At 68.7% G+C, this 14,212-nt stretch carries 9 protein-coding genes and 5 tRNA genes; 11 read left to right on the top strand and 3 right to left on the bottom strand.

The window, feature by feature from the left end; translation table 11 throughout:
* Nucleotides 1–32: 32 nt before the first annotated feature.
* Genes hpnE through hpnC form a run of 3 tightly spaced genes read right to left on the bottom strand, consistent with a single transcriptional unit; the run spans nucleotide 33 to nucleotide 3,021 of the window.
* Nucleotides 33–1,355, bottom strand: a complete 1,323-nt coding sequence (gene hpnE / locus KAK03_RS16005; protein ID WP_210855156.1) for a hydroxysqualene dehydroxylase HpnE — start codon at nucleotides 1,353–1,355, stop codon at nucleotides 33–35.
* Nucleotides 1,340–2,188: a presqualene diphosphate synthase HpnD gene (hpnD, locus tag KAK03_RS16010; RefSeq protein WP_210855158.1), complete on the bottom strand. Its 849-nt coding sequence runs from the start codon at nucleotides 2,186–2,188 to the stop codon at nucleotides 1,340–1,342. The genes hpnE and hpnD overlap by 16 nt, the downstream gene beginning before the upstream one ends.
* On the bottom strand, nucleotides 2,185–3,021 hold the full coding sequence (gene hpnC / locus KAK03_RS16015) for a squalene synthase HpnC (protein WP_210855160.1): 837 nt from the start codon (nucleotides 3,019–3,021) through the stop codon (nucleotides 2,185–2,187). Before hpnC ends, hpnD begins: the two co-directional genes overlap by 4 nt.
* A gap of 99 nt (nucleotides 3,022–3,120) precedes the next feature.
* Between hpnC and KAK03_RS16020 the strand changes: the two genes are divergently transcribed.
* From KAK03_RS16020 to KAK03_RS16070, 11 genes are all read left to right on the top strand, one after another.
* Nucleotides 3,121–4,236 (top strand): efflux RND transporter periplasmic adaptor subunit, encoded by a 1,116-nt coding sequence (locus KAK03_RS16020; RefSeq protein ID WP_210855163.1) that lies wholly within the window; start codon nucleotides 3,121–3,123, stop codon nucleotides 4,234–4,236.
* A complete protein-coding gene (locus KAK03_RS16025) occupies nucleotides 4,236–7,379 on the top strand; it encodes an efflux RND transporter permease subunit (RefSeq protein WP_210855165.1) in 3,144 nt (1,047 codons plus the stop codon). The genes KAK03_RS16020 and KAK03_RS16025 overlap by 1 nt, the downstream gene beginning before the upstream one ends.
* A gap of 136 nt (nucleotides 7,380–7,515) precedes the next feature.
* Nucleotides 7,516–7,602: transfer RNA gene (locus tag KAK03_RS16030), tRNA-Leu, on the top strand.
* A gap of 46 nt (nucleotides 7,603–7,648) precedes the next feature.
* Nucleotides 7,649–8,959 carry a trigger factor gene (tig, locus tag KAK03_RS16035; RefSeq protein WP_210855167.1) on the top strand — a complete coding sequence of 437 codons (1,311 nt, stop codon included), beginning with the start codon at nucleotides 7,649–7,651 and terminating at the stop codon, nucleotides 8,957–8,959.
* Nucleotides 8,960–9,098: 139 nt separating this feature from the next.
* Nucleotides 9,099–9,707 (top strand): ATP-dependent Clp endopeptidase proteolytic subunit ClpP, encoded by a 609-nt coding sequence (gene clpP, locus KAK03_RS16040; protein WP_210855168.1) that lies wholly within the window; start codon nucleotides 9,099–9,101, stop codon nucleotides 9,705–9,707.
* Nucleotides 9,708–9,804: 97 nt separating this feature from the next.
* Nucleotides 9,805–11,073, top strand: a complete 1,269-nt coding sequence (gene clpX / locus KAK03_RS16045; protein WP_210855170.1) for an ATP-dependent Clp protease ATP-binding subunit ClpX — start codon at nucleotides 9,805–9,807, stop codon at nucleotides 11,071–11,073.
* A 105-nt stretch (nucleotides 11,074–11,178) separates the two neighbouring features.
* Entirely contained in the window at nucleotides 11,179–13,599 is a 2,421-nt protein-coding gene (gene lon, locus KAK03_RS16050; protein ID WP_210855172.1) for an endopeptidase La, read from the top strand.
* Nucleotides 13,600–13,756: 157 nt separating this feature from the next.
* Nucleotides 13,757–13,832: transfer RNA gene (locus KAK03_RS16055), tRNA-Gly, on the top strand.
* A gap of 78 nt (nucleotides 13,833–13,910) precedes the next feature.
* A tRNA-Cys gene (locus tag KAK03_RS16060) sits at nucleotides 13,911–13,984 on the top strand.
* 15 nt (nucleotides 13,985–13,999) lie between these two features.
* Nucleotides 14,000–14,075: transfer RNA gene (locus KAK03_RS16065), tRNA-Gly, on the top strand.
* A gap of 60 nt (nucleotides 14,076–14,135) precedes the next feature.
* Nucleotides 14,136–14,211, top strand: a tRNA-Gly gene (locus tag KAK03_RS16070).
* The last annotated feature ends 1 nt before the right edge of the window (nucleotide 14,212 follow it).

The raw sequence follows: 14,212 nt of genomic DNA on the forward strand, positions 1-14,212 counted from the left end.
ACCCTATTTTGCATGGCGAAACGCCGATTTCGTCAAGTGGATGGAGATTTCATGCCCAGCACCTGGCCCGCGCCGGATGCCGCCACGGCCAGCGCCACCTGCCGGCCAGTGCGCACCGCGCCCTCCAGCGTGGCGGGGTAAGGGCCCTCGACATAGTCGCCCGCCGCCCACAGGCTCGGCGCGACCCGGGCCGCGGGGCGCGCCAGGCCCGGTGTGCAGGCGAAGGTGGCGCGCTTCTCGATGCGCACGCTGCGCAGGCGGGCGTCCGGGCCGAAGCAGCGCTGCCAATGGGCCAGCAGCGCCTGGCCTGCGGCGGCGGCACCCTGGGCCGCCAGGTCGGCCGCACCGCTGGCCACCAGCGTGAAGCAACCGGGCGGGCCTCCCAGCGCCGAGAGGTCGAACGCAAACTGCGCCGGCCCGTCACTCAGGCGCAGCATCGGCGCCGTCCAGCGGGCGGGTGGGGCGTCGATCCAGGCGGTGGCGATCGGCTGGTAGCGGATCGCCAGGGCCTGGCGGCTCCAGTGCGGCGCCAGGGGGTGCACCAGCCGCGCTGCCTCGGTGGCGCTGCAGGCCAGCACGACCTGGTCCACCGGCGGCAGATCGTCGACTTGCCAGCCTGCGCCCGGCGCGGGGCGCAGTTGCCGCACCGGACGGCGAGGATGCCAGGCCACGCCGCGCTGCATCAGCCAGGCCAGTGCTGGCCGGGGGAACAGCGCGTCCAGTGGCGCGCGCGGCAGCAGCAGGTCGGCGCTGCCCGGACCGCCGAACAAGGCGTCGCGCAGCACCGTGAGCATCACCTGGGCGCTGGCCTGCGGCGCTGGCGTGTTCAGCGCGGCCACGCACAGCGGCTCCAGCAGGGCCTGGTAGACCGATGGCGGGCAGCCCTGGGCAAATTCCTGCACGCTCTGGTCCGGTTCGCAGCGAAAGCCGCCCAGGCGCCAGCCCAGCGCCAGCCGCAGCAGCGCCAGGCGGTCCGGCCAGGGGCAGTCCTGCCAGCGCAGCACGCCCAGGGCGAAGGCCACCGTCGCCGGACCCCCGCCCAGCGCCAGACCGCGGCCCTGGGGGTCGCGCAGCGAGAGCCGGGTGCGCAGCAGCACCGCGTCGGGATCGACCCCCACCCGGCGCATCATCGCCAGGGTGTCGCGGTAGGCGCCGATCAGGATGTGCTGGCCGTTGTCCTGCTGGGGCAGCGTGGTGGACGGCGTCGAGCGGGCCCGTCCACCGGGTTGGGCGGCCATGTCGATCAGCGTGACGGCGTGACCGGCGTCGACCAGTTCGACCGCCGCGGCCAGCCCGGCCCAGCCGGCGCCGACCACGGCCACGCGCTGCGGTGCCGTGGTCAGCGGCCCTGCCATTGGGTGCGTGCGGCGATCCACAGCTTGCGCAGCGGCGTCAGCGAGATGCGCTGGTGCAGCACCTGGAAGCCGCCACGCTCGACCTCGTCGAGCAGGGCGCGGTAGATGTTGGCCATCATCAGGCCGGGGCGCTGTGCGGCGCGGTCCGCCTCCGGCAACAGCGCCAGGGCCTCGGCGTACAGGCTGCGAGCGCGCTCGGCCTGGAAGCGCATCAGCGCCTGGAAGCGCTCGCTGTAGCCCCAGGGCGACTGGCGCATCAGCAGCTCATGCGCCTTGACGTCAAAGCGCTGCAGTTCGTCAATCGGCAGGTAGATGCGGCCGCGGCGCGCATCGTCGCCGACATCGCGGATGATGTTGGTCAGCTGCATCGCCAGGCCCAGGCGGTGGGCGTACGGCGTGGTCTGCGGGTCGGTCTGGCCGAAGATCGACGCCGCCACCTCGCCCACCACGCCGGCCACCAGGTGGCAGTACTGGGCCAGGTTGGCGAAGTCCAGGAAACGGTTCTGATCCAGGTCGGTCTGGCAGCCGTGGATCACTGCCTGGAGATGCTCGGCACGGATGCCGTAGGTGGGCGCCAGCGGCATCAGTGCCTGCATCACCGGGTGGCTGGGCTGGCCGGCGTAGGCGCGGGCCACTTCCTGGCGCCACCAGGCCAGCTTGGTGGCCGCGACGCTGGGCTCGACCATGTCGTCCACCACATCATCCACCTCGCGGCAGAAAGCGTAGAAGGCGGTGATGGCGGCGCGGCGCTCGGGTGGCAGGAACAGGAAGGCGTAGTAGAAGGACGAGCCGCTGGAGGCGGCCTTGTCCTGGACGTATTGCTGAGGCGTCATGTCGAGCTCCGGCGCATGCGCAGAGCGGCCCAGCCGATGGCCAGCCAGTCGGCGCCCCGCAGCTGGGGCCGGGTCTGGAACGAGTGCGGGTTCATGCGGCGGATTGTCGCCAGAACGCGCAGGCCGCCTTGGACCACCGCGCGCAGCTCCCAGCCCATCCGGCCCGGCAGCTGGTGCACCAGCGGCGCGCCCTGGCGCATCAGGCCCTCGGTCCAGTCGAGCAGATCGGCGAGCAGCGCGGCTTCGGCCCGGCCTGGCACCTGGCCCGCCAGCAGCGCGGCGCGGTCCACGCCATGGCGGGCGCAATCCTCGGCGGTCAGGTAGCAGCGGCCGCGGGGGTGATCGACGCTGAAGTCCTGCCAGAAGTTGATCAGCTGCAGTGCGGTGCAAATGGCGTCCGAGCGCCGCAGCGCCAGCGGGTCGTGCAGGCCGTAAAGGTGCAGCAGCAGGCGGCCGATCGGGTTGGCCGAGCGGCGGCAGTAGTCCAGCAGCTGGGCGCGGCTGTCATACAGCGGGTTGCCGCAGTCCTGGCGGAAGGCATCGAGCAGGTCTTCAAGAAGCGGCTGGGGCAGGGCGTGTCGCTGCTGTTCGCGCACCAGGGTGGCCAGCATGGCGGACCAGCGGGGGTCGGCCGGTTCGCCGCGCAGGCTGGCGTGCCAGCTCGCGCGCAGCTGCTGCAGCAGTGCACGGCGCTGTTCCGGGCTGGCGCTGCCTTCGTCGGCCAGGTCGTCGGCGGTGCGCGCGAAGTGGTAGATCGCGGTGATCGGCGGGCGCAGCGCGGGCGGGCACAACCAGGAGGCGACGGGGAAGTTTTCGTAGTGATCGACGCTCACCCCGCGATTGTCGGTGCACAGATCGCCCGTCTGGCGGTTGACGCCGATCAGTGCTCTTCGTATATTACTGACCAGTCAGTCATTAATCGAGATCCATCGATGGCCGCCATCCCCGTCCGCACCGTGCTCCTCGCCCTTGTGGCCGCCACCATGCTCACCGCCTGCCAGCCCAAGGCCCCGGCGCCCGAGCCGGAACGCGCGGTGCGCCTGTTCCGGGTGGGCGAGTCGGGCACACCGCCCGGGCAAGTGTTCGCCGCCGAGATCCGCGCGCGCACCGAGACCGTGTTGTCCTTCCGCGTGCCCGGCCGCCTGGACAGCCGGCTGGTGGACAACGGCCAGGCCGTGAAGGCAGGCCAGGTGCTGGCTCGGCTGGACCCGGCCGACCTGCAACTGGCCCAGCAGGCGGCAGACGCCGGCGTGCTGGCCGCCAGGACCAACCTGGACCAGCTGGAGGCCGACCTGCAGCGCTACCGCGACCTGCGCGCCCAAGGCTTCGTCGGCCCAGCCGAGCTGGACCGGCGCGAAGCCGCCGCCAAGGCTGCCCGTGCCCAGTGGGAGCAGGCCCGTGCCTCGGCCCAGGCCCAGGGCCGCCAGACCGGCTACACCACGCTGGTGGCCCCGGCTGCCGGCGTGATCACCGGCGTGCTGGCCGAGCCGGGCCAGGTGCTGGCCGCGGGCACGCCGCTGCTGCGCCTGACCCAGGATGGGCCGCGCGATGTGGTGTTCAGCGTGCCGGAGGGCCGCATCGAGGCCCTGCGCGCCCTGCGCGGCCGCCCCGACGCGCTGCTGATGCAGCTGTGGGGCCGGACGGAAGAGATCCCGGTCACCCTGCGTGAGGTGGCGGCGGCCGCCGACCCGGTGACCCGCACCTTCCAGGTCAAGGCCGATCTGGGCCGCGCCAACGTGCCGCTGGGCCAGACCGCCCAGGTGCGGCTGGTCAGCGCCGGCACGACCCGCGGCTGGCGGCTGCCCTTGGGTGCCGTTTTCGCCCATGAGGCGGGCAGCGCCGTCTGGATCTTCGATCGCACCGCCTCGGTGATCCGGCTGCGCCCGGTGGAACTGGCCGGTGCCGACGGCAACTGGGCCCTGGTGGTGGGCGGCCTGAAGGAAGGCGAAGAGGTGGTCAGCGCCGGTACCCACCTGCTGGCGGCCGGCCAGAAGGTCAAGCCCTGGCTGCCGCCGGGCACCTCGGCTGCCGCTTCGGGGAGCCGCTGATGAGTGCCGGACAGGGCGGAGCCGGCGGCGGCTTCAACATCTCGCGCTGGGCGCTGGAACATGCGCCGCTGACCCGCTACCTGATGGTGGTGCTGATGCTGCTGGGCGTGGCCGCCTACCTGCAGCTGGGCCAGGACGAGGACCCCCCCTTCACCTTCCGGGCGATGGTGGTGCAGGCCTACTGGCCGGGCGCCAGCGCCCAGCAGGTGGCCGAGCAAGTGACCGACAAGATCGAGCGCACGCTGCAGGAGGTGCCGCACAGCGACATCATCCGCAGCTTCACCAAACCCGGCGAGTCGCTGACCATCCTGCAATTGAAGGACTCGTCGCCGGCGGCGGATGTGTCCGACACCTGGTACCAGGTGCGCAAGAAGATCGGCGACATGCGCGGCACGCTGCCGCAGGGCGTGGTCGGCCCCTTCTTCAATGACGAGTTCGGCGACGTCTACGGCTCGATCTACGCCCTGGCCGGCGATGGCTTCACACCGGAAGAGCTGCGCCAGTTCGCCGAGCGCGTGCGGGGCGAGCTGCTGCGCGTGCGCGACGTGGCCAAGGTCGAGCTGTTCGGCGTGCAGGCCGAAAAGCTGTTCATCGAGCTCTCGCACAAGCGGGTGGCGACCCTGGGCCTGGACATGAACCAGGTGCTGGCCCAGCTGTCGGCGCAGAACGCGGTGGAGAGCTCGGGCGTGCTCAATGCGGGCACCGAGAACCTGCAGGTCCGCGTGGCCGGCCAGCTGCGCACGGTCGATGACCTGCGGGCGCTGCCGATCCGCGGCGTCAACCCGACCACCGGCCAGGCCAGTTCGCTGCGCCTGGGCGACATCGCCGAGATCCGCCGCGGCTATGCCGATCCGCCGAGTGTGATGGTGCGCCACCAGGGCCGCCAGGTGGTGGCGCTGGGCGTGGCCATGGCCAAGGGCGGCGACATCATCGCCATGGGCAAGGCGCTGCGCGCCAAGGTCGAGGCCATCCAGGCCGAGCTGCCGGTGGGCGTGGAGCTGTCGCAGGTGCAGGACCAGCCCAAGGCGGTGAGCCAGTCGGTGGGTGAATTCATCCGCGTGCTGGTGGAGGCGGTGGTGGTGGTGCTGGCGGTCAGCTTCATCAGCCTGGGTCTGCACTTCAAGCCGCTGCGCATCGACATCTGGCCCGGTCTGGTGGTGGCGATCACCATCCCGCTGGTGCTGGCGATCACCTTCGTGACGATGTTCTACTGGGGCGTCGGGCTGCACAAGATCTCGCTGGGCTCGCTGATCATCGCGCTGGGCCTGCTGGTCGACGACGCGATCATCGCGGTCGAGATGATGGTGCGCAAGCTGGAAGAAGGCTACGACCGGATGCGTGCCGCGACCTATGCCTACGAGGCCACGTCGATGCCCATGCTCACCGGCACGCTGATCACCGCTGCCGGCTTCCTGCCGATCGGCATGGCCAAGTCCACGGTGGGCGAGTACACCTTCGCGATCTTCGCCGTCACCTCGGCCGCGCTGCTGATCTCGTGGGTGGTGTCGGTGTACTTCGTGCCCTACCTGGGCGCCTGGCTGCTGAAGACCCGCCAGGGCCACGAGGGTGAGGTCCATGAGTTGTTCGACACGCCGTTCTACCAGCGCTTTCGCACGCTGGTGACCTGGTGCGTGGAGCACCGCTGGAAGACCATCGCCATCACCCTGGCGATCTTCGCGTTGGGCCTGGTCGGCATGGGCCGGGTGCAGCAGCAGTTCTTCCCCGATTCCAGCCGGCCCGAGATCCTGGTCGACCTGTGGCTGCCCGAGGGCTCGACGATCCAGCAGAGCGAGCTGCTGGCGCACCGCTTCGAGCAGCGCATGGCCAAGGAGGCGGGCGTGGCCACGGTCACGGCCTGGGTGGGCAGCGGCGTGCCGCGCTTCTACCTGCCGCTGGACCAGGTGTTCCCGCAGGCCAACGTGAGCCAGTTCATCGTCCTGCCCAAGGACCTGACGGCGCGCGAGGAGCTGCGCCTGCGCCTGCCGCAATTGCTGGCCAGCGAATTCCCCGAGGCCCGCGGCCGCGTCAAGCTGCTGCCCAACGGCCCGCCGGTGCCGTACCCGGTGCAGTTCCGCGTGGTGGGCCCCGACATGTCGTCGGTGCGCCAGTGGGGCACCGAGGCGCGCGCCGTGCTGCAGTCTCATCCCAGCATGCGGGGTGTCAACGACAACTGGAACGAACCCGTCAAGGCGCTGCGCCTGGAAGTGGACCAGGACAAGGCGCGTGCCCTAGGTGTCAGCAGCCAGTCGATCGCCCAGGCGGCGCGCGTGCTGCTGTCGGGCAGCACGGTCGGCCAGTTCCGCGAAGGCGACCGGCTGATCGACATCGTGCTGCGCCAGCCGGCTGACGAGCGCGACACCATCACCGCGCTGGGCAACGCCTACGTGCCCACGTCCAGCGGCCGCTCGGTGCCGCTGAACCAGGTGGCCACCGCGCGATTCGGCTGGGAGCCCGGCGTGCTGTGGCGCGAGGGCCGGCTCTACGCGGTGACGGTGCAGGGCGACGTGGTCGAGGGCGTGCAGGGCGCGACCGTCACCAACGAGGTCTGGCCGAAGATGCAGGCGCTGGCGCAGCGCATGCCGCCGGGCATGCACATCGAGGTGGCCGGTGCGGTGGCCGAGAGCCAGAAGGGCCAGGGCTCGATCGCCGCCGGCGTGCCGGTGATGGGCTTCATCATGCTGACCCTGCTGATGCTGCAGCTGCAGAGCTTCGGCCGCGCGATGCTGGTGGTGCTGACCGCGCCGCTGGGCATTGCCGGCGTGGCGGGCGCGCTGCTGCTGCTGAACCGGCCCTTCGGCTTCGTCGCCTTGCTGGGCTTCATCGCCTTGCTGGGCATGATCATGCGCAACTCGGTGATCCTGATCGATCAGATCGAACAGGACCGCCGCGCCGGGGTGGCGGCGGCCAAGGCCATCGTCGAGTCGGCGGTGCGCCGCTTCCGGCCGATCGTGCTGACCGCGGCGGCGGCGATGCTGGCGATGATCCCGCTCTCGCGCAGCCTTTTCTGGGGGCCGATGGCGGTGGCCATCATGGGTGGATTGCTGGTGGCCACGGTGCTGACGCTGCTGGCGCTGCCGGCCATGTATGCGGCCTGGTTCCGCATTGAGAGGCCGTCGGCGCCGGAAACGCCCGCGGGACGATAGAATCCACGGTTTACCGGTTCGCAGGGGCCGGGACGACCAGGGCAGGGTGCCCCGGGTCGTCCAGGCCCCGCACTGCCGTACAAGGAGCGCCCGTGGGATGGCCTGACCGCCAGCCGACGGGCTCGTGATCGGATCCGCGCGGGTGGCGAAATTGGTAGACGCACCAGGTTTAGGTCCTGACGCCTTCACGGGCGTGCCGGTTCGAGTCCGGCTCCGCGCACCATCGGAACCGATCACGTTCAGAGACACCCCAACACCAGAGTTTGTCCATGGCCGTCACTGTTGAAACCCTCGAGAAGCTGGAGCGTCGCATCACGCTGAACCTGTCGGCCACCGACATCAATGCGGAGGTCGAGGCCCGTCTGAAGAAGCTGTCGCGCACCGTCAAGGCCGATGGCTTCCGCCCCGGCAAGGTGCCGATGTCGGTCGTGGCCCAGCGCTACGGCTACTCGGTCCAGTACGAGGTGATGAACGACAAGCTCGGCGAGGCCTTCGCCCAGGCCGCCGGCGAGGCGCAGCTGCGCGTGGCCGGCGTGCCCAGCATCAGCCAGAAGGACGGCGCCGCCGAAGGCACGATGGCGTTCGACGCCACCTTCGAGGTCTACCCCGAGGTCAAGCTCGGTGACCTGGCCACCGCCGAGGTCGAGCGCGTCAACGCCGAGGTCGACGAGGCCGCTGTCGATCGCACGATCGAGATCCTGCGCAAGCAGCGCCGCAGCTTTGCCCAGCGCCCGGCCGCCGAAGGCGCCCAGGCTGGCGACCGCGTGACCATCGACTTCGAAGGCAAGATCGACGGCGAGCCCTTCGCCGGCGGCAAGGCCGAGGCCTTCCAGTTCCTGGTTGGCGAAGGCCAGATGCTCGAGCAGTTCGACGCCGCGGTGCGCGGCATGAAAGTGGGCGAGAGCAAGACCTTCCCGCTGCAGTTCCCGGCCGACTACCACGGCCAGGATGTGGCCGGCAAGGAAGCCGACTTCCTGGTCACGATGAAGAAGATCGAGGCCCAGCACCTGCCCGAGGTGACGCCTGAGTTCGCCAAATCGCTGGGCATCGCCGAGGGCACGGTCGAGGCGCTGCGCGCCGATGTGCGCAAGAACCTCGAGCGCGAGGTCAAGTTCCGCGTGCTGGCCCGCAACAAGGCCGCCGCGATGGACGCGCTGGTCAAGGTGGCCGAGCTGGACCTGCCCAAGGCCCTGGTCGACAACGAGCTGGAGCGCCTGGCCGAAGGCGCCCGCGCCGACCTGAAGGCGCGCGGCGTCAAGGACGCTGACAAGGCCCCGATCCCCAAGGAAATCTTCCAGCCGCAGGCCGAGCGCCGCGTGCGCCTGGGCCTGGTGGTGGCCGAACTGGTCAAGACCCACAACCTGCAGGCCAAGCCCGAGCAGCTCCAGGCCCACATCGAGGAGATGGCACAGAGCTACGAGAAGCCGGCCGAGGTGATCCGCTGGTACCTGTCCGACCGCGAGCGCATGGCCGAGGTCGAGGCCGTGGTGATCGAGAACAACGTCACCGCCTTCGTGCTGGCCCAGGCCAAGGTCACCGACAAGCAGCTGCCCTTCGAGGAGCTGATGTCGGCCTCCTGATGCCGCCCCAGCGCGCACCTGCCTGCGCGCGCACCAAATCAGCCCGGCCACCATGCCGGGCTTTTTTCTGGATCAGGGGCATCGCGCAGCGCCGCATAATGGGCACATCCTTCGCAACGTTCTCTTCTCAAGGACATCCATGAGTGCACTGGACACCCAAGCCCTGGGCATGGTCCCGATGGTCATCGAGCAGTCGGGCCGCGGCGAGCGCGCCTACGACATCTACTCGCGTCTGCTGCGCGAGCGCATCGTCTTCCTGGTCGGCCCGGTGAATGACCAGAGCGCCAACCTGGTGGTGGCCCAGCTGCTGTTCCTGGAGAGCGAGAACCCCGACAAGGACATCTCGTTCTACATCAACTCGCCGGGCGGCAGCGTCAGCGCCGGCATGTCGATCTTCGACACCATGCAGTTCATCAAGCCCGACGTCTCCACGATGTGCATGGGCATGGCGGCCAGCATGGGCGCCTTCCTGCTGGCGGCCGGCGCCAAGGGCAAGCGTTTCTCGCTGCCCAACAGCAAGATCATGATCCACCAGCCGCTGGGCGGCGCCCAGGGCCAGGCCACCGACATCGAGATCCACGCCCGCGAGATCCTCAAGACCCGCGAGCAGCTCAACCGCATCCTGGCCGAGCGCAGCGGCCAGCCGCTGGAGAAGATCCAGGCCGACACCGAGCGCGACTACTACATGAGTGCGGCCGAAGCCCAGGCCTATGGCCTGATCGACCAGGTCCTCGACAAGCGCGGCTGAGCCGGGCCGCGGGCGGATTTCCCCCTCTTTTCGCACCCGGAGGGGGATCCGTACTTGCACTATCATTGACCGACCACTTCCCCAGCCAGCCGAGCCCATGCCCGAGAAGAAAGGCACTTCTGCCGAAAAGGTCCTCCACTGCTCTTTCTGCGGGAAGAATCAGCACGAGGTCAAGAAGCTCATCGCCGGGCCGTCGGTCTTCATCTGCGACGAGTGCATCGAGCTGTGCAACGACATCATCCGTGACGAGGTGCCGGCGGACAGCCCGACCGCCAAGGCGGCCAAGTCCGACCTGCCCACGCCCACCGAGATCAAGTCCAGCCTGGACCAGTACGTGATCGGCCAGGAGGCCGCCAAGCGCACGCTGGCGGTGGCGGTCTACAACCACTACAAGCGCCTGAAGCACCTGGGTGGTTCGAAGGACGAGGTGGAGCTGGCCAAGAGCAACATCCTGCTGATCGGCCCCACCGGCTCGGGCAAGACGCTGCTGGCGCAGACGCTGGCCCGCCTGCTGAACGTGCCCTTCGTGATCGCCGACGCCACCACGCTGACCGAAGCCGGCTACGTGGGCGAGGATGTCGAGAACATCATCCAGAAGCTGCTGCAGAACTGCAACTACGATGTGGAACGGGCGCAGCGCGGCATCGTCTACATCGACGAGATCGACAAGATCACCCGCAAGTCCGACAACCCCAGCATCACCCGCGATGTCTCGGGTGAAGGCGTGCAGCAGGCGCTGCTGAAGCTGGTCGAGGGCACGATGGCCAGCGTGCCGCCGCAGGGCGGGCGCAAGCACCCGAACCAGGACTTCCTGCAGATCGACACCACCAACATCCTGTTCATCTGCGGCGGCGCTTTTGATGGCCTGGAGAAGGTGATCCAGAACCGCACCGAGAAGTCGGGCATCGGTTTCGGCGCCACGGTGCACAGCAAGTCGGAGAAGCGCGCCTCCGAGCTGTTCCGCAACGTCGAGCCCGAAGACCTGGTGCGCTTCGGCCTGATCCCCGAACTGGTCGGCCGCCTGCCAGTGGTCGCCACGCTGGGCGAACTGACCGAGGACGCGCTGGTGCAAATCCTGGTCGAGCCCAAGAACGCGCTGGTCAAGCAGTACCAGAAACTCTTCTCGATGGACGGTGTGGAGCTGGAGATCCGGCCGTCCGCGCTGGCCGCGATCGCCCGCCGTGCGCTCAGGCGCAAGACCGGCGCCCGGGGCCTGCGGTCCATCATGGAGCAGGCGCTGATCGACACCATGTTCGACCTGCCCACGCTGGACGGCGTGGCCAAGGTGGTGGTCGACGAGCACATCATCGACGAAGGTGGCAAGCCTTTGCTGGTGTACCGCGAGCAGGCCAAGGCCAGCGCCTGACCCTCGCCACCGCCTCACCCCCCAGATCGACCAGCCCCCGATGACGCTGGTCACTTGCAATCATCCGCTCGGCCCCCAGATGGGTTCGAGAAAGTGAGGCCCTTGATGTCCGGACACCCGATTCTTCCCCCGGAACCCATCACGCTGCCGCTGCTGCCGCTGCGCGACGTGGTCGTGTTCCCGCACATGGTCATCCCGCTGTTCGTGGGGCGGCCCAAGTCCATCAAGGCCCTGGAAGCCGCCATGGAAGGCGGCCGGCAGATCATGCTGGTGGCCCAGAAGGCCGCCGGCAAGGACGAGCCCAAGGCCGATGATCTCTTCGAGATCGGCTGCATCTCCAGCATCCTGCAGATGCTCAAGCTGCCCGACGGCACCGTGAAGGTGCTGGTCGAGGGCGTGCAGCGCGCCGTGGCGCGCCAGGTCACCGACCAGGGCGAGCAGTTCGTGGCCGAGGTGGTGCCGGTGGCGCCGGCCGGCGAGGCCAGCCCCGAGGTCGAAGCCCTGCGCCGCGCCGTGACGCAGCAGTTCGACCAGTTCGTCAAGCTCAACAAGAAAATCCCGCCGGAGATCCTCACCTCGATCGCCGGCATCGATGAGCCCGGTCGCCTGGCCGACACGATTGCCGCGCACCTGCCGCTCAAGCTCGAATCCAAGCAGAGTGTGCTGGACCTGTTCGAGGTGGCCGAACGCCTGGAGAAGCTGCTGGAGCTGCTCGAGCACGAGGTCGACATCCTGCAGGTGGAAAAGCGCATCCGCGGCCGCGTCAAGCGGCAGATGGAGAAGAGCCAGCGCGAGTACTACCTGAACGAGCAGGTCAAGGCCATCCAGAAGGAACTCGGCGACGGCGAGGAAGGTGCCGACATCGAGGAGCTCGAGAAGAAGATCAAGGCCGCGCGCATGCCCAAGGAAGCGCGCAAGAAGGCCGAGGCCGAACTCAAGAAGCTCAAGCTGATGTCGCCGATGTCGGCGGAGGCCACGGTGGTGCGCAACTACCTGGACACGCTGATCGGTCTGCCCTGGGCCCGCAAGTCCAAGGTCAAGCACGACCTGGGCAACGCCGAGGAGGTCCTCAACGAGGACCACTACGGCCTGGAGAAGGTCAAGGACCGCATCCTGGAATACCTCGCGGTGCAGCAGCGCGTCGACAAGGTCAAGGCGCCGATCCTGTGCCTGGTGGGCCCCCCGGGCGTGGGCAAGACCTCGCTGGGCCAGAGTGTGGCGCGCGCCACCGGACGCAAGTTCGTGCGCATGGCCCTGGGCGGCGTGCGTGACGAGGCCGAGATCCGCGGCCACCGCCGCACCTACATCGGCTCGATGCCGGGCAAGGTGCTGCAGAGCCTGTCCAAGGTGGGCGTGCGCAACCCGCTGTTCCTGCTCGATGAGATCGACAAGCTGGGCATGGACTTCCGCGGTGATCCGTCGTCGGCGCTGCTGGAGGTGCTCGACCCCGAGCAGAACCACACCTTCAGCGACCACTACATCGAGGTCGACTTCGACCTGTCGGATGTGATGTTCGTGGCCACCTCCAACTCGATGAACATGCCGCCGGCCCTGCTGGACCGCATGGAAGTGATCCGCTTGTCGGGCTACACCGAGGACGAGAAGCTCAACATCGCCCAGCGCTACCTGCTGCCCAAGCAGGCCAAGAACAACGGCGTCAAGGCCGAGGAGATGGACGTCACCGAGGCGGCCATCCGCGGCATCATCCGCTACTACACGCGGGAAGCCGGCGTGCGCTCGCTGGAGCGCGAGATCTCCAAGATCTGCCGCAAGGTCGTCAAGGGCCACCAGCTCAAGACCTACAGCGGCCAGGTGGTGGTGACCGACGAGAACCTGCACGACTTCCTGGGTGTGCGCAAGTTCGACTTCGGCCGCGCCGAGAAGACCAACCAGGTCGGCCAGGTGGTCGGTCTGGCCTGGACCGAGGTGGGCGGCGACCTGCTGACCATCGAGGCCACGGCCATGTCGGGCAAGGGCAACATCATCCGCACCGGTTCGCTGGGCGACGTGATGAAGGAATCGGTGGAGGCCGCACGCACCGTGGTGCGCAGCCGCGCGCGCCGCCTGGGCATCAAGGACGAACTGTTCGAGAAGCGCGACGTGCACATCCACGTGCCCGATGGCGCCACGCCCAAGGACGGCCCCAGCGCCGGCATCGCGATGACCACCGCCTTCGTCTCGGCGCTGACCGGCATCCCGGTCAAGGCGCATGTGGCGATGACCGGCGAGATCACGCTGCGCGGCGAGGTCACGGCGATCGGCGGCTTGAAGGAGAAGCTGCTGGCGGCGGCCCGCGGCGGCATCAAACTGGTGATGATCCCGGAGGAAAACGTCAAGGACCTGCAGGACATCCCGGACAACGTCAAGAGCCAGCTCGAGATCGTGCCGGTGCGCTGGATCGACAAGGTGCTGGACGTGGCGCTGGAATCGGCGCCGACACCGCTGCCCGACGAGGAGGCGCCGGCCGCCGCCGCGCCGGCTGCGGAGAGCGGCGCCGTGGGCACCGGGCCCGACCTGACCCACTGATCCACTCGCCGAAAAAAAGTCATGGCCGCTTCATAGCGGCCATGTTTTTGCCTATAATGCGAGCTTCGCTGCTGCGGCAGGCGGCTCTTGCAAAAGAGCGGCAGGCCGAGCGACACCAAGCGCGTCAGCGGCGAGTGTGTTCCGAGAGGAACCCCAAGCGGGAATAGCTCAGTTGGTAGAGCGCAACCTTGCCAAGGTTGAGGTCGCGAGTTCGAGCCTCGTTTCCCGCTCCAGATGCCCAAGAGGGAAGCCCCGGCTTCCCTTTTTCATCGGGGGAGCCTGGCGGCGCACGCCTCCTTCGGGAATCCGAAGGCGCGATAGCAAAGCGGTTATGCAACGGATTGCAAATCCGTCTAGTCCAGTTCGACTCTGGATCGCGCCTCCAGTCTCCTGAAGCCATGCGGGAATAGCTCAGTTGGTAGAGCGCAACCTTGCCAAGGTTGAGGTCGCGAGTTCGAGCCTCGTTTCCCGCTCCAGATCACCAACCGGTGGGCCCTCGGGCGCACCGGCGGGGCCCACCGGCCTACGCATCCCAAGCGGGAATAGCTCAGTTGGTAGAGCGCAACCTTGCCAAGGTTGAGGTCGCGAGTTCGAGCCTCGTTTCCCGCTCCAG

The organism is Ideonella alba (genome assembly GCF_018069845.1).
In the GTDB taxonomy this organism is placed as follows: Bacteria; Pseudomonadota; Gammaproteobacteria; order Burkholderiales; family Burkholderiaceae_C; genus Ideonella; species Ideonella alba.

Coding starts and splice junctions, on each gene's coding strand:
- KAK03_RS16020 (WP_210855163.1), top strand. CDS start 3,121: ATGGCCGCCATCCCCGTCCGCACCGTGCTCCTCGCCCTTGTGGCCGCC.
- clpP (WP_210855168.1), top strand. CDS start 9,099: ATGAGTGCACTGGACACCCAAGCCCTGGGCATGGTCCCGATGGTCATC.
- hpnE (WP_210855156.1), bottom strand. CDS start 1,355: ATGGCAGGGCCGCTGACCACGGCACCGCAGCGCGTGGCCGTGGTCGGC.
- clpX (WP_210855170.1), top strand. CDS start 9,805: ATGCCCGAGAAGAAAGGCACTTCTGCCGAAAAGGTCCTCCACTGCTCT.
- lon (WP_210855172.1), top strand. CDS start 11,179: ATGTCCGGACACCCGATTCTTCCCCCGGAACCCATCACGCTGCCGCTG.
- hpnD (WP_210855158.1), bottom strand. CDS start 2,188: ATGACGCCTCAGCAATACGTCCAGGACAAGGCCGCCTCCAGCGGCTCG.
- tig (WP_210855167.1), top strand. CDS start 7,649: ATGGCCGTCACTGTTGAAACCCTCGAGAAGCTGGAGCGTCGCATCACG.
- KAK03_RS16025 (WP_210855165.1), top strand. CDS start 4,236: ATGAGTGCCGGACAGGGCGGAGCCGGCGGCGGCTTCAACATCTCGCGC.